This window comes from Roseburia sp. CLA-AA-H209, from assembly GCF_020687575.1.
Taxonomy (GTDB): Bacteria; Bacillota; Clostridia; order Lachnospirales; family Lachnospiraceae; genus Roseburia_C; species Roseburia_C amylophila.
On the sequence record NZ_JAJEQU010000001.1, the window covers coordinates 209,046 to 226,232 of the forward strand.

At 40.2% G+C, this 17,187-nt stretch carries 14 protein-coding genes and 1 other annotated feature; of the genes, 1 reads left to right on the plus strand and 13 read right to left on the minus strand.

Going from position 1 to position 17,187, the window contains the following annotated elements; translation table 11 throughout:
• Nucleotide 1: 1 nt before the first annotated feature.
• The 7 genes from malQ to LKD41_RS01105 all read right to left on the minus strand — a co-directional run bounded on the left by malQ (nucleotide 2) and on the right by LKD41_RS01105 (nucleotide 7,287).
• Entirely contained in the window at nucleotides 2–1,519 is a 1,518-nt protein-coding gene (malQ, locus tag LKD41_RS01075; RefSeq protein ID WP_022242590.1) for a 4-alpha-glucanotransferase, read from the minus strand.
• A 25-nt stretch (nucleotides 1,520–1,544) separates the two neighbouring features.
• Nucleotides 1,545–2,555 carry a LacI family DNA-binding transcriptional regulator gene (locus tag LKD41_RS01080; protein WP_022242591.1) on the minus strand — a complete coding sequence of 337 codons (1,011 nt, stop codon included), beginning with the start codon at nucleotides 2,553–2,555 and terminating at the stop codon, nucleotides 1,545–1,547.
• 54 nt (nucleotides 2,556–2,609) lie between these two features.
• The gene (locus LKD41_RS01085; RefSeq protein WP_022242592.1) at nucleotides 2,610–3,494 is read right to left on the minus strand and encodes a carbohydrate ABC transporter permease; all 885 of its coding nucleotides are present in this window, start codon (nucleotides 3,492–3,494) and stop codon (nucleotides 2,610–2,612) included.
• Nucleotides 3,494–4,336: a carbohydrate ABC transporter permease gene (locus LKD41_RS01090; RefSeq protein WP_022242593.1), complete on the minus strand. Its 843-nt coding sequence runs from the start codon at nucleotides 4,334–4,336 to the stop codon at nucleotides 3,494–3,496. Before LKD41_RS01090 ends, LKD41_RS01085 begins: the two co-directional genes overlap by 1 nt.
• Before the next feature lie 87 nt (nucleotides 4,337–4,423).
• The gene (locus LKD41_RS01095) at nucleotides 4,424–5,818 is read right to left on the minus strand and encodes an ABC transporter substrate-binding protein (protein WP_227700140.1); all 1,395 of its coding nucleotides are present in this window, start codon (nucleotides 5,816–5,818) and stop codon (nucleotides 4,424–4,426) included.
• Nucleotides 5,819–6,048: 230 nt separating this feature from the next.
• Nucleotides 6,049–6,459 carry a C-GCAxxG-C-C family protein gene (locus LKD41_RS01100; protein ID WP_022242595.1) on the minus strand — a complete coding sequence of 137 codons (411 nt, stop codon included), beginning with the start codon at nucleotides 6,457–6,459 and terminating at the stop codon, nucleotides 6,049–6,051.
• Nucleotides 6,460–6,549: 90 nt separating this feature from the next.
• The gene (locus LKD41_RS01105) at nucleotides 6,550–7,287 is read right to left on the minus strand and encodes a class II aldolase/adducin family protein (protein ID WP_022242596.1); all 738 of its coding nucleotides are present in this window, start codon (nucleotides 7,285–7,287) and stop codon (nucleotides 6,550–6,552) included.
• Between the two features lie 227 nt (nucleotides 7,288–7,514).
• Here LKD41_RS01105 and LKD41_RS01110 point away from each other — a divergent pair, with 227 nt between their 5' ends.
• Nucleotides 7,515–8,789 carry a chloride channel protein gene (locus LKD41_RS01110; RefSeq protein WP_227700141.1) on the plus strand — a complete coding sequence of 425 codons (1,275 nt, stop codon included), beginning with the start codon at nucleotides 7,515–7,517 and terminating at the stop codon, nucleotides 8,787–8,789.
• A gap of 171 nt (nucleotides 8,790–8,960) precedes the next feature.
• Here the strand turns inward: LKD41_RS01110 and LKD41_RS01115 are convergent, their stop codons facing one another.
• The 6 genes from LKD41_RS01115 to argS form a co-directional block, all read right to left on the minus strand.
• Complete coding sequence (locus LKD41_RS01115) at nucleotides 8,961–10,664, minus strand: proline--tRNA ligase (RefSeq protein ID WP_022242598.1); 1,704 nt, start codon at nucleotides 10,662–10,664, stop codon at nucleotides 8,961–8,963.
• A 72-nt stretch (nucleotides 10,665–10,736) separates the two neighbouring features.
• Nucleotides 10,737–10,964 (minus strand) — a binding site (T-box leader).
• Between the two features lie 38 nt (nucleotides 10,965–11,002).
• Complete coding sequence (locus LKD41_RS01120) at nucleotides 11,003–11,566, minus strand: DUF4340 domain-containing protein (RefSeq protein WP_227700142.1); 564 nt, start codon at nucleotides 11,564–11,566, stop codon at nucleotides 11,003–11,005.
• Nucleotides 11,566–13,671 (minus strand): Gldg family protein, encoded by a 2,106-nt coding sequence (locus tag LKD41_RS01125; RefSeq protein WP_227700143.1) that lies wholly within the window; start codon nucleotides 13,669–13,671, stop codon nucleotides 11,566–11,568. Before LKD41_RS01125 ends, LKD41_RS01120 begins: the two co-directional genes overlap by 1 nt.
• Complete coding sequence (locus tag LKD41_RS01130; RefSeq protein WP_227700144.1) at nucleotides 13,671–14,612, minus strand: ABC transporter ATP-binding protein; 942 nt, start codon at nucleotides 14,610–14,612, stop codon at nucleotides 13,671–13,673. The genes LKD41_RS01125 and LKD41_RS01130 overlap by 1 nt, the downstream gene beginning before the upstream one ends.
• A 113-nt stretch (nucleotides 14,613–14,725) precedes the next feature.
• Nucleotides 14,726–15,373, minus strand: coding sequence for an HAD family hydrolase (locus LKD41_RS01135; RefSeq protein ID WP_022242602.1), 648 nt, complete (start codon nucleotides 15,371–15,373; stop codon nucleotides 14,726–14,728).
• A 10-nt stretch (nucleotides 15,374–15,383) separates the two neighbouring features.
• A complete protein-coding gene (argS, locus tag LKD41_RS01140; protein ID WP_227700145.1) occupies nucleotides 15,384–17,153 on the minus strand; it encodes an arginine--tRNA ligase in 1,770 nt (589 codons plus the stop codon).
• Between the last annotated feature and the right edge of the window lie 34 nt (nucleotides 17,154–17,187).

Below are 17,187 nucleotides of genomic sequence, written 5' to 3' on the forward strand. Positions count from 1 at the left end.
TTTATTCTGCTGTTTCTAAAGCTTCCAGCTCTTCTTTTGTTTTTCTCTTTCTACAGTAGATTTCCATATTTTTGCAGACTTTCTTTGCAAGTGCCGAAGTAATCTGTCCATCTACTGCACGCCATTTCCAGTTCATGCCAAGTGTAGATGGTGTATTCATACGTCCTTCACTGCCAATTCCAAGAATATCCTGCATCGGAACAATAGCCATATCACCAACACAGCCCCATACAGCTTTCATGGTGCCCCAGTTATATCCTTCTTCTTTGTTTAATCTTAAATATTCTTTGGCATATTTAACGCTTTCCTTTGGAGCCGTCTTGAACCATCCCATAATGGTATCATTATCATGAGTTCCAGTATAAACAACACAATTCTTTTGATATGTATGTGGAAGGTAATCACTCTCTTCTCTGCTGTCGAAAGCAAACTGGATTAACTTCATTCCAGGGAAACCGGTATCCTTTAACAACTGTTTTACGGACGGTGTTAAATAACCCAAATCTTCTACAATAATATTTAATCTGCCAAGTTTCTTTTCCAGAGCATTGAACAGGTCCATACCAGGACCTTCTCTCCACTCTCCATTTCTTGCTGTCTTATCCTTTGCAGGAATTGCGTAATATGAATCAAAACCTCTGAAGTGGTCAATACGAACAACATCATACAATTCAGACATTGCTTTGATACGTTTTGTCCACCAGGTATAACCATCCTTCTTCATAGCATCCCAACGGAATAACGGGTTTCCCCATAACTGTCCATCAGCAGAGAATGCATCTGGAGGACATCCGGATACATCAATCGGATCCAGGTTCTCATCTAAATAGAACTGTCCCGGATTTGCCCATACATCTGCACTGTCACCAGCAACATAAATAGGTACATCACCGATAATCTGAATACCTTTTTCATTGGCATATGCTTTCAGCTCTGTCCACTGTTTGAAGAACAGATACTGCAACATTTTCCAGAATTCAACAGCATCTGCAAATTCTTCTTTCGCATTTTCAATTGCTGATGGTTTACGGAGTTTTAAATCTTTCTTCCATTCAAACCATGCAACCCCGCCATTTGCATCCTTCAATGCCATAAACAGTGCATAGTCCTCTAACCAGTCACTGTTTTTCTCACAAAAGTCCGCAAAATCATCCGGTAATGCTTTTTTAAAGCGCTGATATGCTTTTTTCAATAAAGGAAAACGGTTTTCATAAAGTGTTCCATACTCTACAAATTCCGGATTTTCTCCCCATTCATAGCTTAAACATTCCTTTTTTGTCAGTAACTTATCCTTACAAAGATAATCTAAGTCAATAAAATATGGGTTCCCCGCAAAGCTTGAAAATGACTGATATGGAGAATCTCCATAACTGGTTGGGCATATCGGTAATATCTGCCAGTAAGTCTGTCCTGATTTATCCAAAAAGTCTACAAATTTTCTGGCTTCCTTTCCCATTGTACCAATTCCGTATGGTGACGGAAGTGAAGATATATGCATTAATATCCCACTTGTTCTCATAATTAAATTCCTCCTGCAAACTAGATTATTTTCCTATCTCACGAACACTTTCCCCCAGTGCAAGTTCAAAAGGTATTATTTCATGTACTGCCTTGGTTTTCAAGTCAATTGTACGAAATAGTATTTCAAGACTGCGTTGTGCCATCGTCTGGTACCGCTGTCTTACAGTGGTCAGCTTTGGATTATAGTAATCCGCCATTGGTATTCCGTCAAACCCCACAACGGAAATATCATCCGGTACCAGAAGACCTCTGTCACGTATCGCACGAATCGCTCCAATTGCCATGACATCACTCATCGCAAATATAGCAGTCATATCCTTTGCCTTCTCCAAAAGTTTTTCCGTAGCCCGATACGCACTTCCAAAGTCAAATCTTGCTTTCACAAAATATTTATCGTAATCAAATATTCTTCCCTTTTCACCAAAACATTTCTCGCACCCGATATAACGCTGTTCACTGACATAAGAAGAACTTAAATTTCCTCCAATTACTCCAATATGAACATGTCCCTGATTCACCAGATAATTCATGGCACATTTTGCCGCTTCCACATCATCTGTTGCTACACTGGACAGGTTCGGAAAGCCAAGATCTTTTCCTGCAGTAGACACTAATACCGATGGAACTTTTACTTCATGAAACTTTTCCCTAAAAAATGCAGGATTACCTCCGAGGAATAAAATCCCCAGAGGTTTTCTTTCACGACACTGAATAATTGCCTGTTCTACTTCATTTTCTTCTTCATCCAGATATATCATATTCAATGTATAACTGGTCTTATTTACAATCGTCTGGATTTCTTCTGCTATCCCTGAAAAAACCATATTCGACGTACCTTTTATCAGTACGCAGATGGTTTTAGACGCAATCTGTTTCAAATGCTTCGCATTTCCATTTGGAACAAAATTGTGTTCTGCAACAATCCGCCGAATCTTCTTTTCTGCTTCCGGACTCACATCATCCCTGTTATTCAGAACCCTTGACACAGTACTTACTGAATACCCGGATTCTTTTGCAATATCTTTTATTGTCATGTTTTGTCCTGCCTTTACACTATATCTATAGCGAAATACTTATTATATAAATGCTTAACCTTTTACAGCTCCTGCAACAACGCCTTCGATAATATATTTCTGACAGATTCCATAGAAAATGATAATTGGAAGAATTGCCAGTACCAGCATAGCCATCATTGCGCCCCAGTCAATAGAGCCATATCCACCTTTCAAATACTGAATTGCAATCGGAATCGTTTTCCATTTTCTGATATCGAGTACCAGATATGGAAGAAGGTAGTCATTCCAGATCCACATTACCTGAAGAATTGCAACTGTAATTGCAGTAGGCTTTAAAATCGGGAATACAACCTGGAAATATGTCTGAATCGGGCTGCATCCATCAATCATTGCCGCTTCTTCGATTTCAAGCGGAATGCTCTTTACGAAGCCGGTAAACATGAATACCGCAAGTCCTGCTCCAAATCCAAGATATACTAAAATGATTCCAACCGGATTTCCAAGATGTAACATATTTGACAGCTTGGATAATGTAAACATTACCATCTGGAAAGGTACAATCATGGAAAACAGGCAAAGGCAATATAAACCTTTTGAAAACTTATCATTCACGCGGATGATATACCATGCACACATAGATGTGCAGAGAATAATTACCGCAACAGAACATATTGTGATAAATAATGATGTTCCAAACGCATTAAAGAAGTTAATCTTGCGGATACCTTCTGCATAGTTGGTTAATCCAACAAATGCCTTCTGCACTCCGGCAACAAATCTGTCCCATCCGTCAGTCATTTTAAACGGTCCTAACTGGAACGGGAAGCGGTTAATATATGCCTTCAATTTAAAGGAGTTCATAAATACGATTACAATCGGAAGTACCCACAGTACACTTAAAATAGTAAATATAATGGTAAAAATCCAGCCATGTTTTGCTTTTCTTACATTACTCATTACTGCTGCACCTCCTTACGTCTGGTCAGATAGTTCTGTCCAAGTGCAATTATTGCTACCAGGATAAAGAATACAACTGCTTTTGCCTGACCAACGCCTTCCCATCCGTTTCTACCATAGAAAGTATCATAGATGTTCAATGCTAAAAGCTGTGATTTCTTTGCAGGTTCACCTGCTGTCAATGCTAAGTTCTGGTCGAATAATTTAAATCCGTTGGTCAGTGTTAAAAATGTACATACGGTAATGGATGGCATTACCATCGGTAAGGTTACATTTTTAAGTACCTGCCAGGAAGTTGCCCCATCGATTTCTGCAGCTTCAATCAAATCTCCAGGAATATTCTGGATACCCGCGATATAGATAATCATCATATAACCTATCTGCTGCCAGCACATCAGGATAATCATACCCCAGAAACCATATTTTTCATTATATGCCAATGTTCTGCTGTAATTTGCGAGAATACCATTGAAAATCAACTGCCAGATATATCCTAATACAATACCACCAATCAGGTTCGGCATGAAGAAAATGGTACGGAACGCATTTGTTCCTCTAATACCCTTTGTTAAAAGCATCGCAATTACGAATGCAAAAAAGTTAATGGCAAGCACGGAAACAATTGTAAAGAGTGCTGTATACCATAACGAGTGAACAAATGTCTCATCTCCAAAGATTTTGGTATAATTAGATAGTCCTACAAACTTTGCATCCGTAACAGTTGTGAATTTACAAAAAGAAAGATAGATACCCATAGCAAAAGGAATTATAAAACCAATTGTAAATGCAACTAACGTTGGAAGTGCAAAAAGAGGAAAATATTTTTTAATTGATTTGTTCATAATATTTTTCCTTTCCCTTTTATAAAGGGCAGGCGATATCCGCCCGCCCTTTTTTTCACATATTGTTCTGATTATATGTGATAAGTCTTACTCGTTTGCTGCTGCGTACTCAGAAGCCCAGCCATCAACGAATGCAGTTACAACATCATCCCAGGAACCTGTTCCAGCAGCATAAGCTGTTAATGCAGAACCTACGCCATCTTTCCAAGCCTCAGAAGGCATTGTTGTAAAGCACCAAGCTACAGAATTCTTACCATCTGCAATGGACTGGTTAACTGCATCCATGAATGCATTGCTTGCCTGATATCCATCATCAAATGTATCAAATGGTGTTGTGAAGCCCATCTGGTTAGCAACAACGTCACGTCCTGTGTCACTTGTAATAACCCAGTTCAAGAAATCTTCTGTTGCTTTGATGTTTTCTTCAGAAGCATTAGCATTAATACACCAGTAGTTCTCAGATCCTGTACAAAGTCCCTGATTCTCTTCTCCATCAACTCCGATGTAGATAGGCATCATTCCAAGGTCATCATCTGTTAATACACCAGCATTGATAATATCATTGTATGCCCATGTACCATTCTGATAGAATACAGCTTCGCCTAAGCCAAATTCAGCTGTTGCATCATCACCAGTCTTGCTTGCTAACATAGAGCCTTCGCAAGTAGAATCTGTTGTGTATAAATCCCAGATCTGTTTGTAGTTATCAAGGTAAGTTCCTTTGATAGCATCTGTAGATTCGATTCCATCTGCTTTGTATTCATAGTAGATTGGAAGGTTTGCTAAATGGGTTTTGAATCTCCAGTCAGAGGATGAATCCATACCAGCTGAAGTAAATGCACCCTTAAGGTCATATTCAGGACCAGCTGCTTCACTTACTTCTGCAAGTCTTGACTGAATATCATCTGCTACTTCTTTTAATTTTGCGAAGCTGTTGATTTCATCAATAGAAGTAACTTTAGCTCCGTCCATTCCGCAATATGCGTTTAATACGGTTTTGTTGTAAATAAGACCATAAGTCTCAAGTACATATGCGATACCTTTTACTTCGTCTCCATCTTTCAGTACAAAGTCATCACTCTTAACATGTGAATAAACATCTGTTCCTGATAAGTCTGCGCAGTAATCTTTCCATGCTGCAAGACCAACCGGTCCGTTTACCTGGAAAAGTGTAGGTGCATCAGATTTAGCTATCTCAGACTTTAAAGTCTCTTCATATGTACCAGATGCTGCTGTAACAACTTCAACTGGAACACCAGTCTCATCTGTATAAGCTTTTGCAAGATCCTGCCACTGCTGATCCTGTTCTGGTTTGAAGTTCAAGTAGTAAACAGAACCACTTGCTGCTTCTTTGCTGTCATCTGTCTTCTCTGTTCCTGCTGCATTATTGTCAGCTGTTTTCTTGTCGTCGCTTCCACATCCAGCAACCATAGCTGCTGTCATAGATACAACTAACATAAGAGATACTAATTTTCTTTTCATAGTACATCCTCCTAAAATATAATATGCTATCCTTCCTGAAAACCTCTTTCCCAATCTGTATACCGACTTGTCTGAAACCTAGTTGGTTACGTTCTCGGTAACGTTTTCAGTGGATATATATAATATAACCCCATTACTCAAAAATAGCAATGGGGTTTTTAACATTTTGTACACTTATATAATTTTGGCATTCCATTTTTGTGCACTTTTACCATGAAATTGTGTTTTTTCTATGAAAACAAGCGCTCTGCAATACGGACTGCATCTTCAATACAGCCATCGCAGCTCCGCAAAACCTTTCCGGTTTCAATTCCTTTCAATTCTTTACAGATATGAGAGCCGTTTTTTTCATCAAATGCTGCTGTCAGTCCCTTTACCGTCTGATATGTTCTGCCTTTGGTCATGCCCTTTTCAATTGCTCCCGAGCTTCCCAGTGCTCCTGCAATCATATACATTCCGGTTGCTGCACCACAGGTTCCCTGCATATCTGCCATCCCTGCGCCAAATCCTTCCGACAGACGGAATAAAGTTTCTTCATCAATACCCAGCTTATCACTGTAACTGCATAATACTGCCTGTGCACAGTTATATCCGCTGTGGTGTTTTTCTTCTGCTAATTTTACTCTTTCTTCTATTGTCATCTTCTAATCTCCTTTTTCTGTTTCCTGCTATTCTCTGTAATAACTTTTTCTTGCTTATAAAATGCTGCCTTCTGCCAAACGTTTTCTTTTCTATCCATCTGGCAAAAGATTTTTCCTGCGGATACACTCATGGCAGCTTTCAAATAATAATTTCTTACTGCTACAGACTGTTTCCGGATTCTTCATTCCTGCCTTTTCCCGCATCAGACATAATTTGTGTACCGTATCTGCATCCAGCTCCCGGTCCATTTCCATCATTTTACTCTGGTAAAGAAGTCTTGCATATAATTCTACCGACTCCATCCGGTAATAAGCTTCCGTCAGGTCCTTTCCATAAGTCAGTGCCCCATGATGTGCTAAGAGCAACGCATCAAAATAGTCAAGATATGGTGCAATGGCATCCGGTATTTCCTGCGTAGACGGCAGACCATATTCTGCTACCGGCACACAGCCAAGACTTACAATGGATTCTGATATGATTGCACGATTTAATGCCTGACCGCCAATCGCAAAGGTTGTGGCATATGGCGGATGCGCATGTACAACTGCTCTTACATCCGGACGTTTTTCATATACTTTCAAATGCATCTTCATTTCAGAAGACGGGCGGAACCCATCCTGACAGGATAAGACTTCTCCCTGCAGATTTATCTTACATAAACATTCTTCCGTCATATATCCTTTGGATATTCCGGTTGGCGTACACAAAATTTCATTCTCTGATATACGCACAGAAAGATTACCATCATTGGCAGCTACCATTCCGCTCTGATAAATTCTTTTTCCAATCTCTATCATCTGCCGGCGTATCCTGATTTCTGATTCCATCTTTCTTCCTCCATTGCCTGTGATTTCCAGATTTTATAGAAAGCCTTCACTTATTATAGTCACCCCGGTTATTTTTTGCAAATAAAATTCTCTTCATTTATCTCTTCATTCATCTTGTAAATTTATTTCCAGAATGCTACTATTTCTTATAGAATATATATTTTTCAAAAAATACAAACAATTTCTGCTTATAATATTTACTTTATATAAAAAGGAGTTACTACATCATGAATGAACCAGTTACCAAAGAACTTGTGATACATAAAATCAAACACAATCTACGCCGTCTGCGTACCGCCATAAAATGGATTATTTTTTCTATTCTGTCCGGTCTTCTCATCGGTATGGTGGGAATTGCCTTTTACTTTGGCATGACATGGGTCACCGATACAAGAACTGCTTATCCATGGCTCATCTTCTTTCTTCCGCTGGGTGGAATCATGATTATACTGCTCTATCATCTTCTCCATGATGAAAAGGATACTGGAACCAACCTGGTGCTTTCCGCCATCCATTCCGGGGATGAAATTCCACTGCGTATGGCTCCGCTTATTTTTATCTCCACCTTAATCACACACCTCTTTGGTGGTTCTGCCGGCCGGGAAGGTGCAGCACTTCAGCTTGGCGGAAGCATCGGAAATTCTCTCGGAAGACTTTTCCGTTTTGATGAAAAAGATAAACATATTATGATTATGTGCGGCATGAGTGCTGCTTTTTCCGCCTTATTCGGAACACCGATGGCTGCCGCTATTTTTCCGCTGGAAGTAGTCAGTGTCGGCATCATGCACTATTCTGCATTAGTGCCATGCGTTATCTCTGCTTTAGTAGCACATGGTCTGGCATTACACTTTCAGATTGCGCCGCCGTCCTTTGCTATTTTAGACATTCCGGAATTTGGAATTTCTTCTGCAGTTACCGTAACGATTCTTGCCGTTTTATGTGCATTGGTCAGTATCCTGTTCTGTATTTCCTTACATTACAGTGAAGCCATTTACCGTAAATTTATCAAAAATCCTTACCTTCGTGCTGCGGCAGGCGGCTGCATCATTATTCTCCTCACCCTTCTGGTAGGTAATCAGGATTACAATGGAACCGGCGTTAATATTATTTCCAAATGTTTTGACGGCACAGTGGCTCCGGAAGCTTTTCTTTTAAAAATCATTTTTACCGCCCTGACCCTTGGTGCCGGCTTTAAAGGTGGCGAAATTGTTCCTACTTTCTTTATCGGTGCAAGCTTCGGCTGTCTCTTTGGAACGTTGACCGGTTTCTCCCCAACCTTATGTGCCGCCATCGGTATGGCCGCCATTTTCTGTGGTGTCACCAACAGCCCGATTACTTCTTTGCTGATCAGCTTTGAAATGTTCGGTTTCGCTGCAATGCCATTCCTGCTTCTTGCGATTGCATTCAGCTATATGCTCTCCGGCTATTACGGACTGTACCGCAGCCAGAAGATTATGTATTCAAAATTTAAGACAAGCTATATCAATAAACAGACGCACTAACTACGAAAAACACGCTTTGCGAGTTTCTCGAGTTATCGCGGTGCTCGCCAAATCTGCATGCAGGCATGCGATTTTTCTCGCTACTCGCATAAAAAGAACTTCTGCTGATTGTTTTCCAACCGGCAGGAGTTCTTCTCATATCATTCACTATATGCTATTTTTAATCTCTTCTTATAAGTACTTCTGAATTTCTTCAAATACGTTTTCTACCGGAACCTGTTCCTTTAAGGTCTTATCACGGGATGTCACTTCAACGATTCCCTGTTTCATATTTCTAGGACTTACGATAACACGAAGTGGAATTCCAAGAAGGTCTGCATCGGCAAACATAACGCCGGCACTTACGGTACGGTCATCATAGATAACTTCAATACCGGCATTCTGCATTTTCTCATATAAATCATCAGCAAAAGCCTTTACTTCTTCATTGTCCGGTCTTACTGCGCAAAGGTGGACCTGCCATGGAGCAATTTCTTTTGGCCAGATTGGACCATACTCATCATGATGGGCTTCACATACAGCAGCAGCAAGTCTTCCGACACCGATTCCATAGCAGCCCATGATTGGAGTCTGTCTCTCACCATCTTTATCTACATAAGTCATCTTCATGGACTTGGTATATTTGGTTCCGAGCTGGAAGATATTTCCCACTTCAATACCTTTAGAAATACGGACGGTCTTCTTACCACATTTCGGGCAGATTCCACCTTCGTATACCTTAGCAAAATCATGATATTCTGCGTCTTTTACATCACGCTCCATATCAAGTCCTTTGAAGTGGTATTCCTCTTCATTTGCTCCGCAGGATAAGTTATTTCTTCCTTCCAGAGACTTATCATATAAAACCACATGAGGTGCATTGATATGTAAGCCAACCGGTCCGATATAGCCTGCATTTAATCCGCACTCTTCTGTAATAACAGCAGCATGAATCTGATCACCAAGATAATTAACAAGCTTGGTCTCATTGATTTCCAGATCGCCACGGATAAATACAACCACATAGCTGTCATCTGAATTTTTCTGATAAACAACTGCTTTACAGGAGTTGTTTGTCTTATCACCAAAGAATTCACAGATATCTTCAATGGTATGGATATTTGGTGTATGAACCTTTTCCAGTTCTGCTGATTCTGCGGCTCTTGGAATGTCAGAAATATTTTCTGCAGCTTCCATATTTGCTTTGTATCCACAATCATCACAAAGTACAATGGAATCTTCTCCAATCGGAGTAAGAAGCATGAACTCATGGGAAAGACTTCCACCCATCATGCCGGAATCAGATGCAACGGATACTACTTCCGGAATACCGGCTCTTTCAAAAATACGCTCATATGCCTTGTGTACTCTCTGATAATACTGCTCCAAATCTTCCTGGCTGGTATGGAAGGAATATGCATCCTTCATGGTAAATTCTCTCACACGGATTAATCCGGCACGAGGTCTTGCTTCATCACGGAATTTGGTCTGAATCTGATAAATCATAAAAGGATATTTGGTATAGCTCTGTGCATACTCACGAACCAGCTGCACGGCTGCTTCTTCGTGGGTCATACCAAGTACCATCTTGGCACCGTTTCTGTCTGTAAAACGAAGCAGCTCGTCTCCGATGCTTTCATATCTTCCGGATTCTTCCCAGATAGATGCAGGCATAACAACCGGGAACTGTACTTCCTGTCCATCTACCTTGTCCATCTCTTCACGAAGAATCTGCTCAATCTTACGTGTAATTCTCTTTAATGGCAGGAATGAAGAATAGATACCATTTGCCACATATTTGATGTATCCACCTTTTACCATAAGTGCATGACTGTCAATCACACAATCTGCCGGTCTCTCTTTAAACCGGTCACCAACTAATTTTTCCAGTTTCATTTTCTTATCTCCTTTTTCTATTCTTGCGACTCATCTGCTTAAAGCAATATAAAAGCCCTAAGCTATGATTTAGCTTAGGGCGAATGTTTCATCCGTGGTACCACCTAAATTCAGGACTGCTCCTGCACTCCGGCACATCTTCTTATGCCTTCTCTCTGTAACGGGAGAACCCGACATACCTTCACTTCTGCTTGGATATGCAGCTCCAAGACCGGTTCATCATCTTCCGTCAAAAACTCTCACCTGCCGTTTTCTCTCTGAAGGCTTCCAATGATTACTATTTCTCTTCCACACTTTCTCATATATTTTACCAATGGATATTTTACTTGTCAATCCTTTTATTCCGCAATTTCGGTTGTGCTTTCTGCTGCAGTCAAATCCGCGATTCCTTTCTGATAAGTGGTATATACTGCACTTCCTGCCAGATAAATACTGTCAGACTGATCCGTCTTTACATAATACTGGCTCAGCATGTCATTTTTATTTCCAATCAGAAGTGTTGTTGTTCCATCCCCTGTCGTCAGTGTAATGGTATTTGACGGCGTTTCAAGTCCATACTCTGACAAGTCCTCATAATCCCTGATTTCCTGGTCTGCTGTAAACTGTGCTGCGGTGGTAACCAATGTTTCCACGGCATCCTGGTCTAATGCAATGCTTTTATCTGCCTCATAATACCAGGTGTCATCTTCTTTTACAAAAGACAGTGTCTCATTATTATACTGATAAGAAAATGCTTTTACATCTTCTGTTGAAATGTCTGTCACCATAACTTTGGATGCTTCTTCCTCTTCCTGTTTTTTCTGTTCCTGGCTTTTATTCCACTTCGTCAGGCTAACCCATGCAACAATACAGATAAGAAGCAGGATGCATAAAGCAATCAACTGTTTTTTCTGTTTCTTCATTACTTCTTTCTCCTTCTCATCCAGATTACGATACCGATTGCAAGAAGCAATAACGGAATTACTGCAATGCCGATTACAGCTGATGCAATGACAACCGAAGCCGGTACGGTCAGGGTACCGCTGTCATATTCTTTGACCGGAATCACAACTGCTGAACTGCTGTCTTCCGGAATATAGCTTGCAATGGATTTTGAAAATACGGATAAATTATTTCCGGATACCATACTGTCTGCATCATCCGTAAACATACTCATGGAAGAATATACAAGAATATCTGCGATTGTATCATCCATGGTTTTTTCCGCCTTTAATCCTACCGTAAACGGTCCTGCAATATCATCCTCCGTCTGCTCTAAGGAGCTTGTAGCATCTGTCTTACTGTACGCTGCATCCGAAGTGGTAAGTAAAGGTGTATAGGTTACATTTTCGGTATCGGTATTATAGGTAAGACCTACTGCATACGGTGTAAATACATAGCCATCCACACCGGAAGTCAGCGCACTGCTTTCTACATTTGGTAAAAGATAATATGGTGCCTGATAATAAGAACCGGTATTGCTCTCCATCACCATTCCGTCTACTGCAGTAATGCCAAACTCATTTAAAACCGAATAAAAATTACTCATATCAGCATCTGTATAAGATAGCGTTACAAAAAGTTTTCCACCTTTATTGATATAATCAATTACTTTTGACGCATCATCGGATGAAAAATCAGAGGTCGGTCCATTGATAATAAGTGCCTGTGCATCTTCCGGAATGCTGTCTGCCTGCATCAGGTTGAGGCTGTTTAAAGTGACATTTGCTTTCTCAATAGCATCTTTAAAATTACCGTTCAATGCTGTCTCACCATGTCCCTGCAGTTCGTACATAACCGGCATTTCATCCGATGTGACATAGGAAATGGCACTGGTAAGCTGTCCCTCTCCATCATAACCTGTAGTCTGGCTGCTATAAGTACTGTAATCTATACTGGTCTCATAAATATTGCTGTAATTAATTACTTTGGAACGTTTACTGCTTTCTACAATCAGACTCTTTCTGGTGATAGATGTATCATCCGTATAATCCCGGTAAAAATTCGGATAAACGGAGGGGTCTTTATATTCTACCGAAATATGGGAAGATTCGCCTTCATAACGCTTTAATGTCGTTGCAAGAGTATCATCCATATTTCCTTCCGCTTCCAGAACATAAATTGTGACATCCTCATCCAGATTATGAAGAATCTCTTTTGTATCATCAGAAATGGAATACATCTTCTGTGCTGTCAAATCAATAGATGTAATGGAAGATGGCAATGCATTTACTACAAGGTTTACTGCGACTGTAACCACGATTCCGATCACAACCATGGCAGAACTGAATACGCCAAGCTTTAATTTCTTACTGCTCATACTCCAGCGACGCTTCTGTATGGACTGTACCGTCAGGAACAAAAACAGGATAATCATGGAAATATAATATACAATGCCGGATACATCAAGAATTCCCTGCATCAGCATATCCATGTGTTTTGTCAAATCATAACAGCCTAAAATCTTTGTAATAATATTTCCATTCTGTGAAATCAGATTGGTAATTCCGGTCATCAGATATCCCACAAAGAGAAATACAAAGGTTAATACTGCAGAAATTACAATACTTTCTGTCAGTGAAGATACAAAGGTTCCAATGGCAATACAGGTCATACCATATAACCAGAAACCCAGTACTCCCACATAGCTCTTTGCAAAAGCAACGTTTCCATATGCTGACATAATTAACGGTGCCAGACACATAACCGCTACACTGATGGTAAATACGGTTCCGGTGGCGAGATATTTTGCCAGAACCACTTTTTCTACTGATACCGGCGAAGTTAAAATCAGCTGGTCTGTCTTATTCTTCCGCTCCTCTGCCAGGGTACGCATCGTAAGAATCGGCACAGTAACCAGAAACAGAAACGTTACTGCTGATAAAGTACTGCTGATATCTGTCGAACCATAATACATATTGTATACATAAAAATAAAGGCCAAACAGTGCCAGTGTTGCTGCAATAAAAAGCCATCCGGTCACCGTCTGAAAATAAGATTTTAATTCTCTTTTCCATATTGCACGCATTATTCTTCCTCCTTTGATGTAAGTTCAAGAAAGATATCTTCCAGCGATTTACCACCGTTTATCATTTCCAAAATCGGCATATCACTTTCTGCACAAATATGAAAAATCTCTTCTCTGACATCTTTATTTTTTTCTGCCGTTACAGTCACCTCAGTAACTCCATCCTCCGGCAGTTCTTTCGTTTCTACTGCAGTAATATGTTCTGCATCTGCAAAAACTTCTTTTATTTTTTCTTCTTCAGCTTTTAACTTAAGCTCTATTACCTGTCCACCGGACATCCGCTCTACCAGTTCTTCTGTTTCTTCCGATGCAACTAATTTTCCATGGGAAATAATAAATATGTAATCACATACTGCCCGGACTTCCGAAAGAATATGGGAACTTAAAATTACAGTATGCTTCTTTCCAAGACTCTGAATCAGATCACGGATTTCAATAATCTGTTTCGGGTCTAAGCCTACTGTAGGCTCATCTAATATAATAACTTCCGGATAACCTAAGACTGCCTGCGCCAGTCCGACTCTCTGCCGGTATCCTTTGGACAGATTTTTAATCAGTCTGCCTCTCATATCAGTAATCTTTGTGGTTGCCATGGCATCTTCTACATAGAGTTTCCGTTTCTCCTTTGGAATCTTCTTAAGTTCTGCTGCAAACAAAAGATATTCTTCCACCGTCATATCCATGTATAAAGGTGGCAGCTCCGGCAAATAGCCAATACATTTCTTTGCATCCTCCGGCTGTGCCAAAATATCAAATCCATTGATTTTAATGGTTCCCTCTGTTGCCCCCAGATATCCGGTAATCATGTTCATTGTAGTTGATTTGCCTGCACCATTTGGTCCTAAGAAGCCATATATTCTTCCCGGCTCAATGGTAAGATTCAAATCATCTACCGCTACATGCGTCCCGTATTTTTTCGTCAAATGACTAATCTCTATCACGTCTCTTCCTCCTTATAACATCTTACCTCAGAAAGTTTATGAGAAAGTTGTGTTAAAAAGACGATGATTTTGTGATAAAAATGCGGTCAAACTGTGTTTTTTGTGTAACGGAATTAATCTAATAATTCTTCAAAGCTTAGAATATAGCGGTCAGATAGCTGCATGATTTCATTTTTCTCATAGGAGGAATGGATATCTTCCACACCTACCACATAGAAATCATCCATCTTTGCACCTTCCACACCCTTTAAAATATCTTCATATACCACACACTGCTCCGGTTTCAAAGAAAGCTTTTCTGCTGCAAGCTGGTACACATCCGGGAATCCTTTTCCCCGCTTCACTTCCTGCGTCACTGTAAATGCATCAAAATATTTCATGATGCCGCAATGGGTAAGACAGGGACGAAACAGCCTCTCATCGGAAGAAGTTGCTGCTGCAATCTTAATTCCTTCTGCCTTTAATTGCTTCAGGTAATCTATAACACCGGCTTTCAACTTTACTTCATTGGTATAAGCTTCAATCGCCATATCAAACCATTCTTTGATAATCTCTTCTTCGGACTCCGGCAGATTAAAACGCTCTTTGGTATATTCTGCTGCCGCATCAAAGTTCTTTGAAGTAATTGCTACCAGATAATCATCCGGCACAACAAATCCTCTTTTGCCAAGAAAATCCTCATCAATTTTCCGCCATACTCCCATGGAGTCTAAAAGAGTGCCATCTAAATCAAAGATGGCACCCATTCTATTGTCAATCATATATTTTCCTTTACATTCTGTCTGGTGCAGAGAAACCTAATACATCGATACAAACCTCTAATGTCCGCCTGGTCAGTGTTAATAAACGAACATAGGAAGCCTGCACTGCCTCGTCTTCTTCTGCCATAATCTTTGTCTCATGATAAAAATGATTCAATGCATTTGCCAGGTCATAGATATAAGAACATACCTTATGTGGTGCTGTCTCTTCGTAGGCATTTTCCATCATGGCATTGAAACGGGTCAGCTCTAACATCAATGCCTTCTCGCTTTCGGAATGTGCCGGAAGAATTGCTGCTGTTCCTGCTTCTTTTCCTGCTTCTTTATATTTGTTCAGAATGGATTTGATCCGGACAATCGTATAAAGAATATATGGACCTGTATTTCCTTCAAATGAAGTAAAACGGTCGATATCAAAAATATAATCCTTGGAAGCCTGATTGGAAAAGTCTCCGTATTTTACTGCGGAAAGTGCAACTACTTTTGCGGTTGCCTTTGCTTCCGCTTCTTCTACCGTACGGTTCTCTGTAATCTTGCGGTACATCTCATCATTGATGCTGGAAAGCAGTGTCTCTAACCGCATGACACCACCCTCTCTGGTCTTAAATGGTTTTCCGTCTTTTCCATTCATGGTACCAAAACCTAAAAACTGAAGCTCTGTATCATCATCCACAAGATGTGTCTTTCTGGCACAACGGAACACCTGTGTAAAATACAGCTCCTGACGTTTATCCACTACATAGATAATTTTATCCGGATGATAGTCTTTCATACGCCATACAATCGTCGCAAGGTCTGTTGTGTTATAAAGAGAAGCCCCATCGGATTTTAAAATCATACATGGCGGGATCTCTTTCGTATCAGTCTCTTCTTTGACATCTACTACCAGTGCACCATCACTGATATATGCATAACCGTCATCCTTCATCTTCTGTACCATGTCCGGGATATATGGCTGTGCGTCAGACTCACCCTTCCATAATTCAAAAGATACATTTAAATTAGCATAATTCTTCTTTAAATCCGTTACAGATACATTTAAAATATGGGAAAGTAATGCCTGATAGCCTCTTCTTCCATGCTGCAGTTCATAGGTTGCCTGCATGGCAGCTTCTTTATAAGCTGCATCCTCTTTGGATTTTCCGCTGGCTGTCGGATAAATTTCTTCCAGCTCGGAAATGGTAAATGGAGGCTCAACCGGATATTCTCCCTCATAATTTTCATCAAAATAGCAAAGTTCCGGTTTACGGAGCTTTAACTCAGTAATAATCAGTCCCATCTGAAGACCCCAGTCACCCAGATGCACATCACCAATCATATTGTGTCCCATGAATTTACCAATACGTTTGATGCTTTCACCGATAATAGCAGAACGTAAATGTCCTACATGAAGTGGTTTTGCAACGTTTGGTCCGCCATAGTCAATCATGATGGTCTTTGGATTTTCCACCTTATCACAGCCTAAACGCTCTGTATCCTCCTGCATCTTACTGATATAGGAAGCCACAAATTCATTATTCAGCTTTAAGTTAAGGAAGCCAGGTTTTACAGCTTCTACGGATTCAAACATTGCGTTATCCTTAAGCTGTGCTACTACTTCCTCCGCAATCATAATCGGTGCTTTCTTATATTCTTTTGCAGCAGCCATAGCGCCGTTGCACTGATATTCACATAAGTCCGGTCTGTTTGAAACAGTTACTTTTGCATATTTTGCATCAAGTCCGGCTGCTTCAAATGCTTTCACCATCTCATCTGTTATTAAATCCAGTATCTTTCTCATTCTTTCTCATGTTCCTTTCTGAGCATTCTATTTT

Coding starts and splice junctions, on each gene's coding strand:
- LKD41_RS01080 (WP_022242591.1), bottom strand. CDS start 2,555: ATGACAATAAAAGATATTGCAAAAGAATCCGGGTATTCAGTAAGTACT.
- argS (WP_227700145.1), bottom strand. CDS start 17,153: ATGAGAAAGATACTGGATTTAATAACAGATGAGATGGTGAAAGCATTT.
- LKD41_RS01125 (WP_227700143.1), bottom strand. CDS start 13,671: ATGCGTGCAATATGGAAAAGAGAATTAAAATCTTATTTTCAGACGGTG.
- LKD41_RS01090 (WP_022242593.1), bottom strand. CDS start 4,336: ATGAACAAATCAATTAAAAAATATTTTCCTCTTTTTGCACTTCCAACG.
- LKD41_RS01105 (WP_022242596.1), bottom strand. CDS start 7,287: ATGGAATCAGAAATCAGGATACGCCGGCAGATGATAGAGATTGGAAAA.
- LKD41_RS01095 (WP_227700140.1), bottom strand. CDS start 5,818: ATGAAAAGAAAATTAGTATCTCTTATGTTAGTTGTATCTATGACAGCA.
- LKD41_RS01085 (WP_022242592.1), bottom strand. CDS start 3,494: ATGAGTAATGTAAGAAAAGCAAAACATGGCTGGATTTTTACCATTATA.
- LKD41_RS01100 (WP_022242595.1), bottom strand. CDS start 6,459: ATGACAATAGAAGAAAGAGTAAAATTAGCAGAAGAAAAACACCACAGC.
- LKD41_RS01110 (WP_227700141.1), top strand. CDS start 7,515: ATGAATGAACCAGTTACCAAAGAACTTGTGATACATAAAATCAAACAC.
- LKD41_RS01120 (WP_227700142.1), bottom strand. CDS start 11,566: ATGAAGAAACAGAAAAAACAGTTGATTGCTTTATGCATCCTGCTTCTT.
- LKD41_RS01115 (WP_022242598.1), bottom strand. CDS start 10,664: ATGAAACTGGAAAAATTAGTTGGTGACCGGTTTAAAGAGAGACCGGCA.
- LKD41_RS01135 (WP_022242602.1), bottom strand. CDS start 15,373: ATGATTGACAATAGAATGGGTGCCATCTTTGATTTAGATGGCACTCTT.
- malQ (WP_022242590.1), bottom strand. CDS start 1,519: ATGAGAACAAGTGGGATATTAATGCATATATCTTCACTTCCGTCACCA.